The sequence below is a fragment of the Streptomyces sp. NBC_00005 genome (assembly GCF_045160215.1).
Lineage (GTDB): Bacteria > Actinomycetota > Actinomycetes > Streptomycetales > Streptomycetaceae > Streptomyces.
Map to the genome: position 1 here is coordinate 6,347,843 of NZ_CP108316.1, position 17,822 is coordinate 6,365,664.

Here is a 17,822-nt window from a genome sequence, read left to right on the forward strand (position 1 = left end):
TCTGGGGGACTGCGCAGCCGCCCTGTTTTTGTTTACGTGGTGTTGGACATTCAGGGATCGCTGTCATGGAGGTGTGCGCCATGGCCGACGCCGCGTTGCGGCTGAAGAGCCTCGTCGAGCAGTTGCTGGGAGTCCCCCTCCCGGTGCGTATCCGCGCCTGGGACGGGTCGCAGGCGGGGCCGCCCGGCGCGCCGGCGCTGGTGGTGCGCAATCGCCGGGCCGTACGGCGGCTGCTGTGGAAGCCGGGGGAGCTGGGGCTCGCCCGGGCCTGGGTCGCCGGGGACCTGGACATCGACGGGGATCTCTACGCCGTGCTCGATCTGATGTCGGAGTTCGTGTGGGAGCGCGACGAGGACGCCAGGAGCCTGGGACAGATGCTGCGGGACCCCGAGGTGCGCGCCGCCGCCCGCGGGCTGGTGAAGGTCGCCGGGCTGCCGCTGCCGCCCGCCCCGCCCCGCGAGGAGGTCCGCAGAAGCCGCGGCCACCTGCACACCAAACGCAGCGACAGACGCGCCATCAGCCACCACTACGACGTCGGCAACGACTTCTACGAGATCGTCCTCGGCCCGTCGATGGTCTACTCGTGCGCCTACTGGCCCACCCCCGACGCCACCCTTGAGGACGCCCAGCGCGACAAACTCCAACTCATCTGCCAAAAACTCGACCTGACGCCCGGTCAGCGCCTGCTCGACGTCGGCTGCGGCTGGGGTTCCCTGGCCATCCAGGCCGCCCGCGAGCACGGCGTGAGCGTCGTCGGCATCACGCTGTCGCACGAGCAGGCCGCGTACGCCCGCAAGCGCGTCGCGGGCGAAGGGCTCACCGACCGGATCGAGATCCGGGTGCAGGACTACCGGGACGTCTCCGACGGTCCCTACGACGCCATCGCCTCCATCGGCATGGCCGAACACGTCGGCGCGGAACGGTACTTGGAGTACGCCGAGGACCTCCACCGGCTGCTGAGGCCCGGCGGGCGGCTGCTCAACCACCAGATCGCCCGTCGGCCGCAGCGCGACGAATCCTCGTACAGCGTCGACGAGTTCATCGACGCCTACGTCTTCCCCGACGGCGAACTCGCCCCGCTCGGCAGCACCGTCACCCAGCTGGAGCGCGCCGGGTTCGAGGTGCGCGACGTGGAGGTGATCCGCGAGCACTACGGGCTCACCCTGCGCCGCTGGGTGGCCAACCTGGAGGCCGACTGGGCACGGGCGATGGGGCTGGCCGGCGCCGGCCGTGCCCGTGTCTGGCGGCTGTACATGGCGGCCTGCGCCCTCGCCTTCGAGCGCAACCGCATCGGCGTCAACCAGGTGCTGGCGGTCAGGACACCCGAGGGCGGAGACTCCGGGCTGCCGTTGCGCGCCCGTACCTGGGGGTCGTGAGTCCCGTACGTACGAAGGGGCCCCGTCCGGTTGCCGGACGGGGCCCCCAACGCATGTGCTGCTACTCCGACTTGATCGCCGCCAGCATGTTCAGCCGGGCCGCCCGGCGGGCCGGCCACAGCGCCGCCAGGACGCCGACCGTGGCCGCCAGCAGGAGGAAGAGGGCCATCCTCGCCCAGGGCAGGACCAGTTCGTACGTCGGCATCTTCGTGCCGAGGAGTTCGCCGGCCGCCCAGCCGAAGAACACACCCAGGCCGATGCCGAGCACGCCGCCGAACAGGGAGATGACCAGGGACTCCAGGCGGACCATCCGCTTGATGCTCCTGCGGTCCAGGCCGATCGCGCGGAGCATGCCGATCTCCTGCGAGCGTTCGAAGACCGACATGGCCAGGGTGTTGATGACACCGAGGACCGCGACGATCACCGCCATGGCGAGCAGGCCGTAGACCATGTTCAGGACCAGCGTGAACGACTTCGCGATGCTGTTGGAGAGGTCCTTCTTGTCCTGGACCTTGATGGCCGGGTTGGCGCCGAGGGCCTTCTCCAGCCTGTCCTTCGTCGCGCTCGACGCGCCGCCCGCCGTCTTCACCAGGACCTGCATGTCGGCCGGGTCGGTCTGGTGCGGGGTGACGTTCGCGTTGTCGAGCAGGATGCCCTGGATCAGCTCGTTGCCCTCGTAGACACCGGAGACCGTCAGCCGCTGGGACTTGCCGTCCTCGTAGTGCGCGACGAAGCTCGAACCGGCCTTCCAGCCACGCGACTTGGCAGTGTCGTTGTCCACCACGACCTGGGTGCCGCCGACCTTGAAGGCTCCGCTGTCGATCTTCAGGTCGGTCAGCTTGCCGATCGCGGAGCCGTTCACGCCGGTCAGGTACTCCGTCGTGCCGTCGATGCGCGAAGGGGCGTTGCGCAACGGGCTGGTGGCGGTGACCGCGTCGGTCGCGTTCAGCTTCTTGTCGACGTCGGGCGAGAGCTCGTTGCCGTTCGCCATCGACACCACGTAGTCGGCTCGGATCGCAGAACTCGCCATCTTGTCGATCGACTTCTGCAGGCTGCCCGCCATCACCGTCATGCCGGTGATGAGGGTGAGCCCGATCATCAGCGCGGACGCGGTGGCGGCCGTACGGCGCGGGTTGCGCACCGAGTTCTGGCGGGCCAGCTTGCCGGAGATGCCGAAGACGCGCAGGACCGGCGCCGCGGTCGCGATCAGCGGGCGGGACAACAGCGGGGTCAGGATGAAGACGCCGATGATGAGGAGGACCGCGCCGAGACCCATGGGGGCCTGGCCGTCCGAGCCGTCCATCGTCGTGGCCGCCAGGACGGTCGCGACGCCCGCGGCGCTGAACAGCGCGCCCAGCGTGTTGCGCAGCACCAGCGACTTGGTCGTCGCCTTCGCGTGCACGCTGCTCATCGCGGCCACCGGCGGGATCTTCGCGGCCCGGCGGCCAGGCAGCCACGCCGCCAGTATGGTGATGACGATGCCGACCACCAGGGCGCTGGCGACCGTGCCGGGCGAGATCACCAGCGGCCCGTCCGGGACCGTGGCGCCCAGCGTGTTCATCAGGGAGCGCAGTCCGGCGCCGATGCCGATGCCCGCGACCAGTCCGGTCACGCCGGCGACCGCGCCGACGACGAACGCCTCGATGAGCACGGACCGGGTGACCTGGCGGCGGGAGGCGCCGACGGCGCGCAACAGGGCCAGTTCCTTGGTGCGTTGGGCGACCAGCATGGTGAAGGTGTTGGCGATGATGAACGTGCCGACGAAGAGCGCGATGCCCGCGAAGACCAGCAGGCCCTGCTTCAGCCCGCTCATCGACTGGGAGATCATCTCGGCCTGGTCGTCGGCGAGTTGCTGCCCCGTCGTCGTCTCCGTGGCGCCCTTCGGGAGCGCCTTGTCCAGCTCGGCCTTGAGCGCGCTCTGCGAGGTGCCGGAGGCGGCCTTCACGTCGATCTCGTCGTACGTGCCCGGCTTGCCGAACAGCGTCTGCGCGGTGGCCGTGTCGAAGAGGGCGAGGCTGCCGCCGGCGGCGACGTTGCCGTCGTCGGTGGTGAAGATGCCGGTGACGGTGGGGTTCAGCACGGGCCCGTCGACCGAGATCCGTATCTTGTCGCCGACCTTGTACCCGGCGCGCCGGGCGGTCTCCGAGTCGATGGCGACCTGGTTCTTCCCGTGCGGCGCGCTGCCGGTCTTCAGCGGGTACCGGGCGTCCTTGTCGCCCCAGTAGTTGCCGCCCTCCGACTGGAAGCCGCCGCCGATGAGTTTGCCGTCCTTGTCGGCGATGGCGGTGAAGCCGCTGACGACGCCGATGGCGGACGCGGCCCCCGGCACCTTTCCGCTCCTGTCGAGCATCGCCTGGGTCAACTCGGGCGTCTTGCCGACCTTGTTGCCCTTGTTCTCCTGGTACTTGGCCTGCACGGCCACGTCGACCTGGTCGAAGCCCTTGGCCGAACTCTTCTGGTAGGCGTCCGAGATGGTGTTGGTGAAGACCAGCGTCCCGGACACGAACGCGACGCCGAGCATCACGGCGAGCACGGTCATCAGGAGCCTGGCCTTGTGCGCGAGTACGTTGCGCAGGGCGGTGCGGAACATCAGCTCGTACGGCCCTTCCCGTCGAACTGCTTCATGAAGTCGAGGACCGAGTCCGCCGAGGGCTGGTACATCTCGTCGATGATCCGCCCGTCCGCGAGGAACACGACCCGGTCCGCGTACGCCGCCGCCACCGGGTCATGGGTCACCATCACGACCGTCTGCCCCAACTCCCGTACGGAGTTGCGCAGGAAGCCCAGCACCTCGGCGCCGGAGCGCGAGTCGAGGTTTCCGGTCGGCTCGTCGCCGAAGATGATGTCGGGCCGGGAGGCCAGCGCGCGGGCCACCGCCACGCGCTGCTGCTGACCGCCGGAGAGCTGGGCGGGACGGTGACCGAGCCGGTCCGCGAGCCCGACCATGCGGATCACGCTGTCCAGCCACTGCTTGTCCGGCTTACGGCCCGCGATGTCCATGGGCAGCGTGATGTTCTCCAGGGCCGTCAGCGTCGGCAGCAGGTTGTACGCCTGGAAGATGAAGCCGATCTTGTCCCGGCGCAGCTTGGTCAGCTGCTTGTCCTTGAGGGAACCGAGCTCGGTCTCGCCGATGCGCACCGAGCCGGAGGAGAAGGTGTCGAGGCCGGCCACACAGTGCATCAGCGTGGACTTGCCCGAGCCGGAGGGGCCCATGATCGCGGTGAACTCCGCCTGCCGGAAGTCGGCGGAGACCCGGTCGAGGGCGACCACCTGGGTCTCGCCCTGTCCGTAGATCTTCGAGAGATCCGTGGCGCGTGCGGCCACGGTGTGGGTGGACCGGTCGGCGACTGGTGTGGTGGTCACGGGAAGGGACTCCTCGCGGGACGACGTCTTGAAGGGACGTGTTCCATCGTGGTGTCCGTAAGCGGCCGTGTAGTCAGCCGCTGTTCCGGTTCCGAAGGCAGACTCGGGTCGGACCCTCCGACGCCGTGTCATACCTGGGGATGACGACCACCCCTGACAGCCGGCCGGGACAAGCGCTTGCGTCGAGAACGGGTGGAGCACCCTCGTTCGGGCGGTGAAATTCCGTCATTCCGCATGCGCGGCCCAGCGTCGCACGCAAGGCTATTGGCAAGTGCGGATGGCTCGTTCCATGGGCTGATGCACCCTCAGACGTCAATAAAATAAGACAACATCGGTCCGCCGTTCCGCTGTTCGGGGGATGTATCCCGATAGGCTCGGAACCTCGACGCGGAGCCCATGGCCTGCCCGGATGGTGGAATGCAGACACGGCGAGCTTAAACCTCGCTGCCCCTTCGCGGGCGTGCCGGTTCAAGTCCGGCTCCGGGCACCTCCACGTCGTCGTATCCCTGCATCCTCCATTGAAGACTTCACGCGCGAACGTTGACAGCGGGCGTGTGTGGTCGGAGACTCGCGTCAGAAGTTGGTGAAGTAAATTTCACTACACGAACAACAATAGATGATCGAGTCGCCATGACGCTCACCCGAAGGGAACGCCCGATGCACACCACCGTCGGCATCATCGGAGCCGGCCCCGCCGGTCTCCTGCTCGCCCGGCTGCTCCACAACGCCGGCATCGACTCGGTCGTGCTCGAGAGCCGTGACCGTGCCTACGTCGAGCAGCGGCAGCGGGCCGGGATCCTGGAGCAGGGCACGGTGGACGTGCTGCGGGCGGCCGGGGCCGGGGAGCGCATGGACCGGGAGGGGCTGCGTCACGACGGCATCGAGCTGCGGTACGCGAGGAAGCGCCACCGCGTCGACTTTCCCGCCCTCACCGGTGGGCGGACCGTGATGGTCTACGCCCAGACCGAGGTGTGCAAGGACCTCATCGCCCTCCAACTCAAGGAGGGCGGCCCGCTGCTGTTCGAGGCCGAGGCGCTGGCGGTCGAGGAGGCCGGCAGTGAGAGGCCGCGGGTGCGGTTCCGGTACGAGGGCCGCGAGGACGTGCTGGAGTGCGACTACGTCGTCGGGTGCGACGGGTTCTGGGGCGTGGCCCGCAAGGCGATCCCCGCCGAACTGACCCGCGTCTTCGAGCGGACGTATCCCTTCGGCTGGCTCGGCGTCCTCGCCGACGTACCGCCCTCGCACGACGAGCTCGTCTACGCCCGCCACGACCGCGGCTTCGCCCTGCTGTCCATGCGCTCCCCGTCCGTCTCCCGCCTCTACCTCCAGGTGCCCGAGGGTACGGACGCCGAGGCGTGGGGGGACGAGGAGATCTGGGACGAGCTGGAGCGGCGCTTCGAGACGGCGGACGGGTGGCGGCTGGAGCGCGGGCCGATCACCCAGAAGTCGCTGACGCCGATGCGGTCGTACGTCCACGAACCCATGCGGTACGGGCGTCTGTTCCTGGCCGGCGACGCCGCGCACATCGTGCCGCCCACCGGCGCCAAGGGGCTGAATCTCGCCGTGGGGGACGTCGTCACCTTCGCGCGGGCGCTGACGTACCAGAAGGAGACCCGTTCGGCGGAGCTCCTCGACGCCTACTCGGCGACCTGTCTGCGCCGTGTCTGGCAGGCCGAGCGGTTCTCCTACGACATGACGACGCTCCTGCATCGCGCCCCCGACGCCACGCCCTTCGAGGAGCGGCTCCAGCTCGCCCGGCTCGAGCGCATCGCCTCCTCGCGGGCGGCCGAGACCGACCTCGCCGAGGGGTACACGGGCTTCCCGATCGGGTGACGTACGGGTGGCGTAAGGAGGTGATCTCCGGCGGGTTCCGGCCATGTCGCAGGTTGGTCATGAATGGGGCCCTGTGGTGAGGGGAATCACCGACCCGCGTAGCGTGTTGCGCAGCACGACGAGGGAAAGATCCTCCCCAAGCACTAGGGTCAATCCTTTGCCTACCTATTACCCTGATGCCAAGGCCGCGCAGTGTGGCCATGGAGGAGTGCAATGAGGAGCAGAAACCCGGTCTTCTCGCGACGGGGGTTCAGCCGCGACAACGGCTACGCGGGCTTCAACGCCTCGCCGCAGGCCGGGGGACAGGCTGTCGGCACGCAGGGCAACCCGTACGCGCAGGGCAATCCGTACGCCCAGCCGACCGGCGACCCCTACGCGCAGAACCCGTACGCGCAGAACCCCTACGCCCAGCAGGACCTGCAGCAGGGCGCCCCGCCGCAGGCCCCGGCCACCACCGGCCGGATGACGATGGACGACGTCGTCCTGCGCACGGGAACCACGCTCGGCACCCTGATCGTCACGGCCGCGCTCGCCTGGGCGCTGCTGCCGGTCGACGACGCCCACATCAGCAAGTCCTACGGCATCGGCATCGGTGCCGCGCTGATCGGCATGGTCCTGGCGTTCGTCCAGTCCTTCAAGCGCAAGGCCTCGCCGGGCCTGATCCTGTCGTACGCCGCGTTCGAGGGTGTCTTCCTCGGCGTCGTCTCCAGCATCGTCGACAACCGCATCGCGAGCGGCGCGGCCATGCAGGCCGTGATCGGCACGATGGCGGTGTTCGCCGGTGTGCTGATCGCCTACCGGGCGGGCTGGATCCGCGTCAACCGCCGCTTCTACGGCTTCGTGATGGCGGCCGCGATCGGCTTCGTCCTGCTGATGATGGTGAACCTGCTGTTCGCCGTCTTCGGCGGCGGTGACGGCCTCGGCTTCCGCAGCGGCCCGCTCGGTGTCGTCTTCGGCGTCGTCGGGATCCTGCTCGGCGCGTGCTTCCTCGCCCTGGACTTCAAGCAGGTCGAGGACGGCATCGCCTACGGCGCGCCGAAGGAAGAAGCGTGGCTGGCGGCCTTCGGCCTGACGCTGACGCTGGTGTGGATCTACATGGAGTTCCTGCGGATCATCGCGATCCTCAACAGCAACGACTAGTCGCTGGACGGTTGTGCAGCGAAGGGCCCCGGGTCGCGACCCGGGGCCCTTCGTCGTTGTCCCGGTGCGCGCCGCCTAGAGCAGTTTGCGCGCGGCCCTCCTCAAGTCGTACTCGTGGATGATCGCCTTCGCGTGGCCGTACGCGAGGTTGTGTTCGTGGCGGAGCCAGCTGACCTTCTCCTCGAAGCGGAAGAGGGCGGGGCCTTCGTCGACGGTGCGGAGCCAGTCGGAGACTTCACGACCGGTGCAGTGGGGGATGCGGGCGAGCATGTTGCGGTGGGTCTCCTCGGAGAGGACGTGGGACATCGGCGCCTCCGGACGCAAAGGGGATGTAAGCCGGTCCTTCAGGTCACCGTGCCTGAGCGTTCGCCCGTTGGCAACAGTCGGGATGCGACGCGTACGCTCACCGCGTGGTTGATACGACGCCTTTGACTCGTGCCGTGGATCACTTTGCCGACCGTCTGCGGGCGGCGCCGCAGAGTCGGCTGCAGCGGGGAGCCGCTGCTGAGGCTCTTGGGCTCGCCAGGGAGATGGCCCGGCGGGCGCAGCTCATGGAGGAGCCCGGTACCGAGCCCCGCGAGATGCCCGACGCCGGGATGTTCGCCGCCGCCGACCAAATCACCGTTGCCGTGCATGACTTGGCCCTCGTCCTGCCGGACGAGGGCGCAGTTGCCGAAGCGGTGGAACTGGTGACGCAGGCCCAGCAGCGTGCCGGGGTGTGATTCCTAGAGGGACGCTATGACCCTGTCCGCCAGGATGTAGACGTTCTCCGCACCGCACTCGAACGTCAGCGTGTACGCGCCCGAGATGCCCGAGCCGCCCAGCAGTACCGGTGTTTCGCCCGCGCGCAGAGCGGTCGCCAGGCGTTCCGCCGTCTCGCGGTGGCCCGGGGTCATGCAGAGCGTGGTGCCGTCGGTGAAGACGTAGACGTCGAGGGTGCCGAGCGGGCCCGGGCGGACGTCGGCCAGTTCGACGCGGGACGAGGCCAGTTCCTCGAGGGTGGCCACCGTGCGCTCATGGTCGTTCACGACCGGTGACTGGACCGGGACGAAGTCCGGGTGGGAGGGGTGGCGGCGGCGGGCCGCGGCCAGTTCGGGGGAGTCGCCCGCGAACTCCTCGGCGTCCGCGGTCGGCTCGGCCACCGGCTCCAGCGGCTCGAGGCCCACGAAGTCGCTCTGCCGGGGCAGGAACAGCTCGCTGTCCGGGAGGCCCAGCAGCGAGGGCGTGTCGGAGGCGTCACGGGCCTCCTGGGCGGCCCAGAAGGCGCGCGCCTCGGCGAGTTCGCGCTCGCGCTCCTCGGCGAGCGCCTCGGCGACGGCGGCGCGTATCTCGTCGGCCTCCGAGGAACGGGCGGCCGGCACGAGACCGCGCGGGGCGCGGTTCTCGGCGAGCTGGGTGTGCAGTACCGCGACCTCACGGCGCAGCACCATGAGCGTGCGCAGGACGGCGACGCCCACGGCGCCGGTGGCGGCCGTGATGACCAGCAAAGCGATCGGCATGGCGCTCACTGACGTACTCCCGGTTCAAAGTCGACCCCCGACTTCCTACATCAGCTTGAAGGGCGGACTAACCAGCTGTCAGTGCGTAACGTCACGAAACGGGCAGGAGTTTGGGCCCGGGGTTTACTGCCGTACCGGCGCTGACCTGCGTAAATCCCTCCTCTAAGGGAGATAGGTCACATCCTGGGGGAGATTGGATCACAAAACGGCCCGGAGGCCGGGGTTTTCCCCGACTCCGGGCCATTGGCTCACCGTTGGTGCCGCGACGGTTACGGAACGAGTCCGTCCGGTCGGCTCCGCCGGCTCAGCTGAGGCGCTCGATGACCATCGCCATGCCCTGGCCGCCGCCGACGCACATCGTCTCCAGGCCGAACTGCTTGTCGTGGAACTGGAGGGAGTTGATGAGCGTGCCGGTGATGCGGGCGCCGGTCATGCCGAAGGGGTGGCCGACGGCGATGGCGCCACCGTTGACGTTCAGCTTGTCGAGGTCGATGCCGAGGTCGCGGTAGGAGGGGATCACCTGGGCGGCGAACGCCTCGTTGATCTCGACCAGGTCGATGTCGTCGATGGTGAGGCCGGCGCGGCGCAGGGCGTGCTGCGAGGCCTCGACCGGGCCGAGGCCCATGATCTCGGGGGACAGGCCGGAGACGCCGGTGGACACGATGCGGGCGAGCGGGGTCAGGCCCAGCTCGCGGGCCTTGGTGTCGCTCATGATGACGACCGCGGCCGCACCGTCGTTCAGGGGGCAGCAGTTGGCGGCGGTGACGAGTCCGTCCGGGCGGAAGACCGGCTTGAGGCCCTGGACGCCCTCCAGGGTGACGCCGGCGCGCGGGCCGTCGTCCTTGGAGACGACCGTGCCGTCGGGCAGCGTCACCGGGGTGATCTCCCGCTCCCAGAAGCCGTTCTTGAGGGCTTCCTCGGCGAGGTTCTGCGAGCGGACGCCGAACTCGTCCATGTCCTGGCGGGTGACGCCCTTGATGCGGGCCAGGTTCTCGGCGGTCTGGCCCATCGCGATGTAGGGGTCGGGGACGAGGCCGTCCTCGCGCGGGTCGTGCCAGGTGGTGCCCTCCTGCTGGGCGACCTCGGCGGTGCGGGCCTCGGCCTCGGCGAAGAGGGGGTTGTGCGTGTCGGGGAGGCTGTCGGAGTTGCCCTTGATGTACCGGGAGACCATCTCGACGCCGGCCGAGATGAACACGTCGCCCTCGCCGGCCTTGATGGCGTGCAGGGCCATGCGGCTCGTCTGGAGGGACGAGGAACAGTAGCGGGTGACCGTGCAGCCGGGGAGGTGGTCCATTCCCATCTGGACGGCGACGATGCGGCCGAGGTTGTGGCCCTGCTCGCCGCCGGGGAGGCCGCAGCCGAGCATGAGGTCCTCGATGTCCCTCGGGTCCAGCTCGGGGACCTTGGCCAGGGCCGCCTGGATGATCGTGGCGGTGAGGTCGTCCGGGCGCAGGTCCTTGAGAGAGCCCTTGAAGGCGCGGCCGATGGGGGAGCGGGCGGTCGAGACGATCACGGCTTCGGGCATCACGGCTCCATTGGCGTACGGGGGTGTAGGGCTGTCTTGGAAGTTACCCGTACGTATGAGCTCGGTCACCCGTGTCGGGGTGTGACCCTGACCGCACTTTCTAAGCGCTTGCTTGGGCCTCCGGCGGTTGGGCCGGAAAGGGGTGCGGGTCGGCTGTCGGTGGCGCCGTCGGTGTCGGTTGCCGTGCCTGGGGGCTGCCGCCCCCAGACTCCCGCTTCGGCCCGAACGGCCTCGTCCTCACACGCCGGACGGGCTGGAGGGGGCGGATGTCGGCTTCGACTTCCGGTCCGATTCCCGATCCGGCTCCGACACCCTCCTCCGCCGCCTTCGCTTGAGCAGGGCCCATGGGCCCCGGGGGCCCGTCGGCATGGCTGCTGTGACCTCTGTGCCTGCTTCCGAGGCGGCCTCCGCGGCTGCCTTTGCCACCGGGAGGAAGCCCTCGCGGCGGGAGACGTCGGGGCGTTCCTCTTCCGCCGGCCACAGGCCCAGGGCCGCGCAGAGTGTCGGCAGTACCGCCATGGCCGCCGTCGCGTAGCCCTCGGCCGAGGGGTGGTAGTTGTCGGGGCCGAACAGTTCGCGGGGGTTCGCCTCGAACTCGGGGCCCAGGAGGTCGCCCAGGGACACCGTGCGGCCGCCCTGTTCGACGGTGCCGATGGTCTGGGCGGCCGCCAGCTGGCGGGAGGCCCGGCGGGCCAGCCAGCGCAGCGGCTGCTGCACCCGTTCCACCGTGCCCAGGTCGGGGCAGGTGGCGACCACCACCTCCGCGCCTGCCGTGCGCAGCCGCCGCACCGTCGACGAGAGGTGGCGCACCGAACGGGTGGCCGGCATGCGGTGGGTGACGTCGTTCGCGCCGATCATGATCACGCAGATGTCCGGCACCAGGGAAGGGTTCGCCAGGACCAGGGCCACCTGGCGGTCCAGGTCGTCGGAGGTGGCCCCCGGGAGGGCCACGTTGTGCAGTTCCACCGGGCGTTCCGCCACCGCCGCCAGGCCCGACGCCAGCAGTGCGCCCGGCGTCTGGCCCGCCCGGTGGACGCCCTGGCCCGCGGCCGTGGAGTCACCCAGCATCGTCAGGCGCAGGGGCGGTTCGTCCGGGGTGGTGTACGCGTTGCCGTACAGGCCGTCCGCCACCGGGACGCGCCCTCCGGAGCCGTTACCCACGTGACGCCTGGCCAGGTGGACCTCCGCCAGCACCAGACCGACGGCGGCCGCGCCGGCCAGCCCGACCCCGCCACCGCCGTATGCCGCGCCGGCCGCGATCCGCCGGGCCACCCTCGCCCTCGACATGCTCGTCATGCGTCGCCGCCACCTCCTCGTAGCCGTACATCCACTCCTTGCCCCGTACAGGCCGTTCGCCAATCTCAACCGCGAGTGCTGTTCCTTCTGGGGGAAACCCCCAGACGCCCGAGCTCCTGCGAGCCGTAGGCTGGCGGAACAATCACGACCACTTCTTTTGCAAGCATCCGGAGACAACGGTGCAATTCCACGACTCGATGATCAGTCTCGTCGGCAACACCCCGCTGCTGAGGCTCAACAGCGTGACCAAGGGCATTGGGGCGACCGTCCTGGCCAAGGTCGAGTACTTCAACCCGGGCGGCTCCGTGAAGGACCGCATCGCCCTGCGCATGATCGAGGCGGCGGAGGAGAGCGGCGCGCTCAAGCCGGGCGGGACGATCGTGGAGCCGACCAGTGGGAACACCGGGGTCGGCCTGGCCATCGTGGCCCAGCAGAAGGGGTACCACTGCATCTTCGTGTGCCCCGACAAGGTGAGCACCGACAAGATCAACGTGTTGCGGGCGTACGGGGCGGAGGTCGTGGTGTGCCCGACGGCCGTCGACCCCGAGCACCCGGACTCGTACTACAACGTCTCCGACCGGCTGGTGCGCGAGACGCCGGGCGCCTGGAAGCCCGACCAGTACTCCAACCCCAACAACCCCCTCTCCCACTACCACTCCACCGGCCCCGAGCTGTGGGAGCAGACGGAGGGGCGGATCACCCACTTCGTGGCGGGTGTGGGGACCGGCGGCACCATCTCCGGGACCGGGCGGTACCTGAAGGACGTCAGCGACGGCAAGGTGCAGGTCGTCGGCGCCGACCCCGAGGGGTCCGTGTACTCCGGCGGCTCCGGGCGGCCGTATCTCGTCGAGGGCGTCGGTGAGGACTTCTGGCCGACCGCCTACGACCGGACCGTCGCCGACGAGATCGTCGCGGTGTCCGACAAGGACTCCTTCCAGATGACCCGGCGGCTGGCCAAGGAGGAGGGGCTGCTGGTCGGCGGCTCCTGCGGCATGGCGGTCGTGGCGGCGCTCCGGGTCGCCGAGCGGCTCGGCGAGGACGACGTCGTGGTCGTGCTGCTGCCCGACAGCGGGCGCGGCTACCTCAGCAAGATCTTCAACGACGAGTGGATGGCCGACTACGGCTTCCTCGAGGACGAGGGCCCCAGCGCCCGGGTCGCCGACGTCCTGAACGACAAGGTGCACGGCGCCATCCCGTCCCTCGTGCACATGCACCCGGACGAGACCGTCGGCGAGGCCATCGAGGTGCTGCGCGAGTACGGCGTCTCGCAGATGCCGATCGTGAAGCCGGGCGCCGGCCACCCGGACGTCATGGCCGCCGAGGTCGTGGGTTCCGTGGTCGAACGGGAGCTGCTGGACGCCCTGTTCACCAAGCGGGCCTCCCTCGAGGACCCGCTGGAGAAGCACATGTCCGCCCCGCTGCCCCAGGTCGGCTCCGGCGAGCCGGTCGGCGACCTGATGTCCGTGCTCGGCGGCGCGGACGCGGCGATCGTCCTCGTCGAGGGCAAGCCGACCGGCGTGGTCAGCCGCCAGGACCTGCTGGCCTTCCTTGCCAAGGGCGGGAAGTGACGGGAAACGTCCGGTGAACGGGCCGTGTCGGCACCGGATTTGCGGTGATCGACAACGTTCGTGGACTTCGCGGAAGTGGTACGAGGGCGTCACGTCCACGCAGCACACGCTTAACACGGGTCCGGCACATTAGTGGGTGTCGGCAGGGCGGGAGCGGCTCCCCGCCCCAGCCGGCACCGAAACGTCCAAGGACCTCCGGAGCGGCTCCCGGACCTCCATGGACGCCACGGATGCGAGACCCGTCCCTGACCGGTCCGTGTCCTTCGCGGGGACCGCCGTCGTCCCGCCCCCCGGCAACGGGGGTGCGGCGGTCCCCGCGCACAGCTTTTTCAGCGGTGCCGTTCCAGTGGGCCTACGCGCCCGTGGTGGCCCAACTTCCCAGCAGCGCAAGCCGTTCTTCCGTCTCCGAGCCCCGCTCCTGCGTGTAGACCAGCAGGGTCTGGTCCCCGTCCCCCGGGACCGTCAGGGTTTCGTACGGGAAGGTCAGCAGGCCCGCGACCGGGTGCCGGATGCGCTTGACGCCGTATGCGCACTCCCTGACCTGGTGGTCGGCCCACAGGCGGCGGAAGTCCTCGCTCTTGAGGGAGAGTTCGCCGACCAGCGAGGTGAGCTGCCGGTCCTCCTGGTGGTGGCCCGCCAGCATCCGCAGATGCGCGACGCACTGGGCGGCCACCGCCTGCCACTCCGGGTAGAGGTCGTGGGCGACCGGGTCCAGGAGGACATGGCGCGGGATGCTGCGGGCCTTGGCCGCCGTGCCGCTGTAGCCGAACACCGCGTCGGCCAGGGCGTTCCAGGCCATGACGGTCATACGGCGGTCCAGCACGACGGCGGGGGTGCGGTCCATGCTGTCGAGCAGGAGCTGCACGCCCTGGCGGACCCGGGGCGCGGCCGGGCGTTCGGACTGCCGGCGGGGGCGGGCCACCGCGTGCAGATAGGCGTGCTCGGTCTCGTCGAGGCGCAGCACGCGTGCGATGGCGTCCAGTACGGCGTCCGAAACTCCCCCGGACTTCGTCCGGGAGGGGTCTCCGGGCCCGCGGCCCTGCTCCAGACGGATGTAGTAGTCGACGCTGACGCCGGCCAGCTGCGCCACCTCCTCGCGGCGCAGGCCGGGTACCCGGCGCCGCCCGTAGGAGGGCAGCCCCACCTCCTCCGGCTGGATGCGTGCACGGCGTGAGCGCAGGAAGTCTCCGAGGTCCCCGTCCATGGGTTCGAGCGTAGGGGAGGGCGGGGATTCCATCCTGGTTCTGGCAGACCCAGGAAAAGCTCACCCCTGGGTAGGGCCGGCGGGGCGGCGAAGAGTGAGGGGCATCGCCGGGGAGATGCCCGGGCGGCTTCGCTCTGGAGGAGCACTCATGTCGTACGAGAACCTGGCCGGCCGCACCGCCGTCGTCACCGGGGCCGCGAGCGGGATCGGTGAGGCCGTCGCCGTACTGCTGGCTGAGCAGGGTGCGAAGGTCGCGCTGCTGGCGCGGCGGGCGGAGCGGCTGGATGCCGTCGTCGGGAAGATCCGGGCGGACGGCGGGCAGGCGCTGGCCGTGGTCGCCGACGTCACCGACGACGCGTCCGTCGCGGCTGCCGCGGACCGGATCCACGAGGCGTACGGGACGGTCGACCTGGTCGTCAACAATGCCGGCGTCATGCTGCCGAACCCGATCGAGGACGCGCGGGTCGACGAGTGGCAGCGGATGATCGACACCAACGTCACCGGGGTCCTGCGCGTCATCGGCGCCTTCGCCGAGGACCTGACGGAAGCGGCCGCGCAGGGCCGCAGCGCGGACCTGGTGAACGTCTCGTCCATCGGCGCGCATGTCACCGGCTTCACCAACTACGCCGTGTACGGGGCGACGAAGGCCGCGGTCACCCACCTTTCGGCGCTGCTGCGCGGCGAGTTCGGGCCGCGGGACGTGCGGGTCACCAACATCGAGCCGGGGTTCACGGAGAGTGAACTCGCCTCGCACATCGACAACGACGGTCTGCGGGAGCAGGTCGGCGGGATGGTCGAGGCGATGGGCACCCTGGCGGCCGGGGAACTCGCCGATCTCGTCGCCTACGTCACCAGCCGTCCCCGGCACGTCAACCTGCGGCAGATCATGGTGCTGCCGACCCGGCAGGTGTGATGCCGGGAGCCGGTCACTCCTCCCAGCGGTCGTCGTCCTTCGCGGACCTGCGGCGGTGGCCGCCGAAGAGGCCGGGGGTGCCGCGGACCGCCTGGAAGGCGTTGACGCCCACGATGCCCGCCCAGGCGACCAGCAGGCCGGGCAGATGGGCGATGCCGCCGCCGATCGCGGACAGCGGGATCGCCAGGACCAGCGAGACGATGCCGAAGCCGAAGCGCTCGCCCCAGGAGTCCGTCGCCTTCGGCGCCCGGGAGCCGCGGGCCACCACCATCTGCTGCTCGGCGAGCTGCCGGCGCACCCGGCGCTCGACCGCGCCGTCGATGCGCTGGTCGACCTTCTCCAGGAACGAGTCGACCAGCGCGGACTCGTACTCCTCGCCCAGTTCCCTGCGTGCCTGCAGGGTGGCGTTGAGTTCCTTCTTGAGCTCGGTGTCCCGCGCGTCCATCCCCGTCTCCATTCCCGTCATGGGAATTCAGATTAGGGAGTGGGGACGCCCGCCGCACTGGGGATAGCCCCCCTGTTCGTGCTGGGGACTGCCGGGAGCACCCCGAGCGACTCCAGCACCCTGCGGTGGCCGTGGTCGACCCCGGTGATGTTGACCTCGATGCCGCGGCCGCGCAGGTCGCCGACCGCGTCCTTCAGGGCCAGCGCGCCGGTCGCGTCCACCGCCGTCAGGCCCGACAGACGCAGGTCGACGGCCGAGACACCCTGCACGTCGGTGAGGCTCACGCGGAAGCGGTGGGCGGCGGCGAACAGGAGGGGGCCGTCGAAGCGGTACGTCACCGTGCCGGAGGCGCCGGGGAGTTCGTCGGTCGCGGCGGGCGTGAGGCGGGTGCCGCGCACGGCCGAGCGGAGGGCCAGGAGGACCGAGACGCCCAGACCGATGAGCACTGCCCGCACCAGGTCCAGGGCGAGCGTCGAGGCCGCCGTGAGGACCAGGACCAGGGCGTCGCCGCGGGTCGCGCGCGCCATGGCCCGGACCGCGTCCGTCTCCACCATCCGCACGGCGGTCGCGAGCAGTACGCCCGCCAGCGCGGCCAGCGGGATGCGGGCCACCAGCGGGGCGGCGACCGCGACGATCCCGGCCAGGATCACGGCGTGCGCGAGGGCGGCCAGGCGGGAGGTGGCGCCGGTGCGGACGTTGACCGCGGTGCGGGCGATCGCGCCCGTCGCCGGTACGCCGCCGAAGAGCGGGGCGGCGAGGTTCGCGATGCCCTGGCCGAAGAGCTCCTTGCCGGGGTCGTGGCGCTCGCCGGGGCGCATGCCGTCGGCGACCGAGGCGGAGAGGAGCGATTCGAGGGCCGCGAGCGCGGCGACCGCGGCTGCGGGCGCCAGCAGGGACGGGACGCGGGAGACGTCGAGGAAGGCGAGGGACGGGGCCGGCAGGGACGCCGGGAGCGAGCCGAGGCGGGTGACGTTCAGGTGCAGGGCCTCGGCCACGACGGTCGCGGCCGCGACCGCCGCCAGGGAGAAGGGCACGGTGGGCTTCCAGCGGGCGCCCGCGAGCATCAGCGCGGCCGACCCGAGGGCCAGGAACAGGGCGGACCACTGCGGGCCCTGTCCGAACTCCTCCGCGGCGCGCGCCGCGACGACGGCGACCTGCTCGCCGTGCGGCAGGGGCACGCCGAGCGCGTTCGGCACCTGCTGGAGGGCGATCACCGCCGCGATGCCGATGGTGAAGCCGGCGATGACGGGTGCGGGCACGTACGCCATGGCGGCTCCGGCCCGGGCGAAGGCGAGCGCCAGCAGCATGAAACCGGCGAGCAGGCCGACGGTCAGGACGCCGTCGGCGCCGTAGTGGTGGACGATCGGCACGAGGACGACGGTCATGGCGCCGGTGGGCCCGCTGACCTGGCGCGCGCTGCCGCCGAACAGCGCGGCGAGCGCCCCGGCGACCATCGCGGTGGCCAGCCCGGAGGCGGCGCCCAGTCCGGACGTGACTCCGAAACCGAGGGCCAGGGGGAGGGCGACGACGGCGACGGTGAGGCCGCAGAGCAGGTCGCGGCGCGGGGCGCGGGTCATGGAGCGGAAATCGGCGAGGGAGGGCAGGACGGAGAGGGTCGAGCGAGGGGGGTTCATGGGTCTCTTCAGGTGGGCTTCAAGTG

15 protein-coding genes and 1 tRNA gene are annotated in these 17,822 nt (G+C 70.4%); 7 read left to right on the plus strand and 9 right to left on the minus strand.

Features of this window, described 5'->3' with window-relative positions; genetic code table 11:
* Positions 1–80 precede the first annotated feature (80 nt).
* Positions 81–1,376 carry a class I SAM-dependent methyltransferase gene (locus OG303_RS29230; RefSeq protein WP_405872051.1) on the plus strand — a complete coding sequence of 432 codons (1,296 nt, stop codon included), beginning with the start codon at positions 81–83 and terminating at the stop codon, positions 1,374–1,376.
* Between the two features lie 61 nt (positions 1,377–1,437).
* Here the strand turns inward: OG303_RS29230 and OG303_RS29235 are convergent, their stop codons facing one another.
* Together OG303_RS29235 and OG303_RS29240 are read right to left on the minus strand one after the other, a co-directional pair.
* Positions 1,438–3,966: an ABC transporter permease gene (locus OG303_RS29235; RefSeq protein WP_405872052.1), complete on the minus strand. Its 2,529-nt coding sequence runs from the start codon at positions 3,964–3,966 to the stop codon at positions 1,438–1,440.
* On the minus strand, positions 3,966–4,739 hold the full coding sequence (locus tag OG303_RS29240; RefSeq protein WP_405872053.1) for an ABC transporter ATP-binding protein: 774 nt from the start codon (positions 4,737–4,739) through the stop codon (positions 3,966–3,968). Before OG303_RS29240 ends, OG303_RS29235 begins: the two co-directional genes overlap by 1 nt.
* 403 nt (positions 4,740–5,142) lie before the next feature.
* On the opposite strand from OG303_RS29240, the gene OG303_RS29245 reads away from it, so the two are divergent.
* From OG303_RS29245 to OG303_RS29255, 3 genes are all read left to right on the plus strand, one after another.
* Positions 5,143–5,226, plus strand: a tRNA-Leu gene (locus OG303_RS29245).
* A gap of 170 nt (positions 5,227–5,396) precedes the next feature.
* Positions 5,397–6,572, plus strand: coding sequence for a 4-hydroxybenzoate 3-monooxygenase (locus OG303_RS29250; RefSeq protein ID WP_405872054.1), 1,176 nt, complete (start codon positions 5,397–5,399; stop codon positions 6,570–6,572).
* A 213-nt stretch (positions 6,573–6,785) separates the two neighbouring features.
* A complete protein-coding gene (locus OG303_RS29255) occupies positions 6,786–7,712 on the plus strand; it encodes a Bax inhibitor-1/YccA family protein (protein WP_405872055.1) in 927 nt (308 codons plus the stop codon).
* Positions 7,713–7,787: 75 nt separating this feature from the next.
* Here OG303_RS29255 and OG303_RS29260 read toward each other — a convergent pair whose 3' ends face one another.
* A complete protein-coding gene (locus tag OG303_RS29260; protein ID WP_150951115.1) occupies positions 7,788–8,018 on the minus strand; it encodes a DUF4287 domain-containing protein in 231 nt (76 codons plus the stop codon).
* A 104-nt stretch (positions 8,019–8,122) separates the two neighbouring features.
* On the opposite strand from OG303_RS29260, the gene OG303_RS29265 reads away from it, so the two are divergent.
* Positions 8,123–8,434 (plus strand): hypothetical protein, encoded by a 312-nt coding sequence (locus OG303_RS29265; protein ID WP_405872057.1) that lies wholly within the window; start codon positions 8,123–8,125, stop codon positions 8,432–8,434.
* Between the two features lie 3 nt (positions 8,435–8,437).
* Here the strand turns inward: OG303_RS29265 and OG303_RS29270 are convergent, their stop codons facing one another.
* The 3 genes from OG303_RS29270 to OG303_RS29280 all read right to left on the minus strand — a co-directional run bounded on the left by OG303_RS29270 (position 8,438) and on the right by OG303_RS29280 (position 12,032).
* Positions 8,438–9,220, minus strand: a complete 783-nt coding sequence (locus OG303_RS29270) for a hypothetical protein (RefSeq protein WP_405872059.1) — start codon at positions 9,218–9,220, stop codon at positions 8,438–8,440.
* A 295-nt stretch (positions 9,221–9,515) separates the two neighbouring features.
* Positions 9,516–10,736, minus strand: a complete 1,221-nt coding sequence (locus OG303_RS29275; RefSeq protein ID WP_405872061.1) for an acetyl-CoA C-acetyltransferase — start codon at positions 10,734–10,736, stop codon at positions 9,516–9,518.
* 237 nt (positions 10,737–10,973) lie between these two features.
* On the minus strand, positions 10,974–12,032 hold the full coding sequence (locus OG303_RS29280; RefSeq protein ID WP_405872062.1) for an SGNH/GDSL hydrolase family protein: 1,059 nt from the start codon (positions 12,030–12,032) through the stop codon (positions 10,974–10,976).
* Between the two features lie 179 nt (positions 12,033–12,211).
* Between OG303_RS29280 and OG303_RS29285 the strand changes: the two genes are divergently transcribed.
* Positions 12,212–13,600 (plus strand): cystathionine beta-synthase, encoded by a 1,389-nt coding sequence (locus OG303_RS29285; protein WP_405872064.1) that lies wholly within the window; start codon positions 12,212–12,214, stop codon positions 13,598–13,600.
* A 352-nt stretch (positions 13,601–13,952) separates the two neighbouring features.
* Here the strand turns inward: OG303_RS29285 and OG303_RS29290 are convergent, their stop codons facing one another.
* Positions 13,953–14,804: a helix-turn-helix transcriptional regulator gene (locus tag OG303_RS29290; protein WP_405872066.1), complete on the minus strand. Its 852-nt coding sequence runs from the start codon at positions 14,802–14,804 to the stop codon at positions 13,953–13,955.
* Between the two features lie 148 nt (positions 14,805–14,952).
* On the opposite strand from OG303_RS29290, the gene OG303_RS29295 reads away from it, so the two are divergent.
* Positions 14,953–15,717: an SDR family oxidoreductase gene (locus OG303_RS29295; RefSeq protein WP_405872068.1), complete on the plus strand. Its 765-nt coding sequence runs from the start codon at positions 14,953–14,955 to the stop codon at positions 15,715–15,717.
* Between the two features lie 13 nt (positions 15,718–15,730).
* Here OG303_RS29295 and OG303_RS29300 read toward each other — a convergent pair whose 3' ends face one another.
* Together OG303_RS29300 and OG303_RS29305 are read right to left on the minus strand one after the other, a co-directional pair.
* A complete protein-coding gene (locus OG303_RS29300; RefSeq protein WP_405877542.1) occupies positions 15,731–16,162 on the minus strand; it encodes a hypothetical protein in 432 nt (143 codons plus the stop codon).
* Between the two features lie 32 nt (positions 16,163–16,194).
* Complete coding sequence (locus OG303_RS29305) at positions 16,195–17,796, minus strand: SulP family inorganic anion transporter (RefSeq protein WP_405872069.1); 1,602 nt, start codon at positions 17,794–17,796, stop codon at positions 16,195–16,197.
* Between the last annotated feature and the right edge of the window lie 26 nt (positions 17,797–17,822).